The 2,774-nt window shown below is 65.6% G+C and carries 4 protein-coding genes; 1 reads left to right on the forward strand and 3 read right to left on the reverse strand.

Annotated elements, in window-relative coordinates; genetic code table 11:
- Nucleotides 1-74 precede the first annotated feature (74 nt).
- The 3 genes from EN925_RS31005 to EN925_RS31015 all read right to left on the reverse strand — a co-directional run bounded on the left by EN925_RS31005 (nt 75) and on the right by EN925_RS31015 (nt 2,296).
- Nucleotides 75-977 (reverse strand): SH3 domain-containing protein, encoded by a 903-nt coding sequence (locus EN925_RS31005; RefSeq protein ID WP_164766115.1) that lies wholly within the window; start codon nt 975-977, stop codon nt 75-77.
- 123 nt (nt 978-1,100) lie between these two features.
- Nucleotides 1,101-1,865, reverse strand: coding sequence for a metallophosphoesterase family protein (locus tag EN925_RS31010; protein ID WP_127370366.1), 765 nt, complete (start codon nt 1,863-1,865; stop codon nt 1,101-1,103).
- A gap of 68 nt (nt 1,866-1,933) precedes the next feature.
- Nucleotides 1,934-2,296, reverse strand: a complete 363-nt coding sequence (locus EN925_RS31015; protein WP_013530112.1) for a helix-turn-helix transcriptional regulator — start codon at nt 2,294-2,296, stop codon at nt 1,934-1,936.
- 208 nt (nt 2,297-2,504) lie between these two features.
- On the opposite strand from EN925_RS31015, the gene EN925_RS31020 reads away from it, so the two are divergent.
- Nucleotides 2,505-2,774 (forward strand): MFS transporter (locus EN925_RS31020; RefSeq protein WP_164894501.1); only part of this gene is annotated, 270 nt, incomplete at its 3' end.

Genomic DNA, 2,774 nt, shown 5'->3' on the forward strand with positions numbered 1-2,774 from the left:
ACAGGGGAATAGGGTGGGTTCGAGAGAATTCCAAACACACTCCCTTATTCCCTGCTCCCTTACTCCCCTGAATTCTAATTCCCCAGCGCCAACTGATCCGTGATCTCAAACCGCTCCGAGACGCCGACACGGATCATGTTGAGGCTACCTTCCCTGGTGAAGCGGAAGTCGCCGGGCGCGTCGGAACCGGCCGGCTGGCCGGCACGGAAAGAGATGATGCGCGTGCCGCCATCGGGCCAGGTCACAGTGATGTTCGCCTTGTCGGCGCTGTGCACCACGCTGACCTTGCAGCGCTCCATCGGCTGGCCGACATAGCGGGCGCAGGGAATTTCGGGGCCAGAAGCCAGCGTCGGAGTGGAATCAAGCGGGACGTCAGGCGCCGCCAGCGCCAGTAGGTACGCATCCTGCATGGCGGCGTGGCCGATTTCCGCGGCCGATTTCGGCGTGCTTTCGGCTGCCGGACCGGCGCCGCCAAGCCGCGCCGTCAGGTCGGGCGGTGCGACCGGCGCGCTGTCGGCTGAGCCGGTGGCCTGCGATTGGTCCGGTGCCGAGGCCTGCTCGGCCCCACTGCCGGTGGAGGCAATCACCGGCGCACCGGCCGGTCTTGGCTCACCTTCGACATAGGGGTTCGGATTGAGGGGGATGAGATAGCGCGCCGGCGCCCAGCCGCTCAGCTTCTCCTTGCCCGTGCTTTCGACCTTGCACCATTTGTAGCCGTTGATGTCGTTGCAGCCGAGATTGGTGACCATGTCGCCGCTGCTCAGCCGCGCCTCGACCGTGGCGACCGGCGATGCGGTGGTGCGGACCTTGAGAAGGTCGTCCGGCGCCAGGCCGGTGACGACGGAGATGACGAGCTCCGGCGCCTCTTGGGCCATCTCTTCAGCCATAGCGGGGGCAATCACCGGCCACGCCGTCATCAGCAGCGGAGCAGCAATCAGCGCATGGAGGTTTGTTCGGAGCGTAACTGTGCGCCTCATCGTTTGGCCGTGCGCTGATACCGTGCCGCGGCGGATCGAGCCCGCCGCAAGCCCGGCCGGTTTTATAAGGGACGACGCGGCGCCATGTAAGCCCGAAAATTCGGGCCGCCGTTTCGCCAGCCTTCAGCCGGGCAGGGGCATGAACCCGGTTCTGAGCGCGTGAGCCCATTCCGGCCGGCCCGCTTGTTCGGCCTGCCTGGCGGCCGCCTCGTGGTCGTAGTCGACGGCGATGGCCTCGAAGCCGTCAGGCTGGCCGTTGCTGCCCGAGGTGACAATGCCGTAGCGCGCATGCGGCGAGCCCTGCTCGGAGACATGCGCCGGCGGCGTGGAATCGTCATAGGCAGGGCAGCCGATGCTGCCCGGATTGAAGATGACGGGACCGTCGGGGACGCGGATCAGTTCCGCGCGGTGGCTGTGGCCGCACAGCGCGATGCGGCAAGCCGGGTCGAGCGCCTTCAGCCGCCGACGGATCGCCGTCAGCGGCGCGCGCACCAGCTGGCCATTGGCGATCGTATCAATGAGATATTTCTCGTCATGGTCGGGACGGGCGTGGAAAGCGATGATTCCGGGTGCGATCTCCAGCGTCAACGGCTGGGCGAACAGCACCTGGCGCTGTGCCTCGGTCAGCCGCTCCTGCGCATAGACGTCGGAGGGCCACATGGTGTCATCAGCGGGGTCGGCGGCAACAAGGCGGTCGTGGTTGCCGCGCACCGTCGGCAGGTTCAGCGCCTGCAGCCGTTCCATCGTTTCGCGCGGCCATAGCGGGCCGGAAACGCTGTCGCCGAGATTGACGGTCAGGTCGGCGCCGCCGCGCCGGCGCAGGTCGTCAAGCACGGCGTCGAGCGCCAGCACATTGCCGTGGATGTCGGCGAGGACGGCGATGCGCATTTCGGGAAGCTCCTGTGTGACGCCGCTTTTCCTTTTCCCCACGTTCGTGGGCGAGGAACCCAAGTCCTTCAGGGTCGGGCGTGCACTTCGATATCGTGGCCGCCAACCGCCGGCAGTGCGGGATCGTCGCCGGCGGCGGCGATGACGCTGTCGAGCAGGCCGGGGAAGCGGGCGTCGAGATCGGCGCGGCGCAGTGTGATCATGCGGTTGGTGCCGACCACCTCGGCGCGGGTGACGCCGGCCTCGCGCAATTTGGCGAGGTGGTAGCTCAGATTGGTCTTCGAGCCGAAATCGAGGAACTGGCTGCAGTTCAGCGGCACGCCCTGCTTGCTGGCGAGATAGCGCACGATGGCAAGCCGCGTCGGGTCGCCGAGCACGCCAAGCACGATCGGCAGGCTGATCTGGTCCGTATTGGGGTGTGGCAAGGTCATGGCTCGAAACTAAGCACAGTCGGGTCCGATTTCAACGCATCCATCATTGTTGGCTCCACGTGGCCTTTCTCCGTCTCGCGCGAACCCCGCCCGGCCTGTGCTGACACAGGGCTGTCAGGAAGGTTCAGCTATTTTTCCCTGGCTTCATTGACATGATGCCCTGTTATGTCCAATTGTTCAATAACTTTTGAACTAAGGACATCCCGCCATGGACAAGCGCCTCTTCTGGCTCGCGCTCGGATCGTTCACGATCTCGACCGAAGGCTTCGTCATCTCCAGCCTTCTGCCCGACATCGCGGCGGATGCCGGCATCTCCATTCCGCTGGCCGGCACGCTGATTACCGCCTTCGCGCTCGCCTATGCGGTCGGCACGCCGATTCTCGCGACGCTGACCGGCGAATGGGACCGGCGCCGCGTCATCCTGTGGACGCTGGTGTTCTTCGTCATCGGCAACATCGCCGCCGCCTTGAGTTCCTCC

Source organism: Mesorhizobium sp. M7A.F.Ca.US.006.04.2.1, from assembly GCF_004022915.1.
In the GTDB taxonomy this organism is placed as follows: Bacteria; Pseudomonadota; Alphaproteobacteria; order Rhizobiales; family Rhizobiaceae; genus Mesorhizobium; species Mesorhizobium ciceri.

What these genes read in the sequence shown, in the direction of transcription:
- EN925_RS31005 (WP_164766115.1), bottom strand. Translation starts at nt 977, where the DNA reads ATGAGGCGCACAGTTACGCTCCGAACAAACCTCCATGCGCTGATTGCT.
- EN925_RS31010 (WP_127370366.1), bottom strand. Translation starts at nt 1,865, where the DNA reads ATGCGCATCGCCGTCCTCGCCGACATCCACGGCAATGTGCTGGCGCTC.
- EN925_RS31015 (WP_013530112.1), bottom strand. Translation starts at nt 2,296, where the DNA reads ATGACCTTGCCACACCCCAATACGGACCAGATCAGCCTGCCGATCGTG.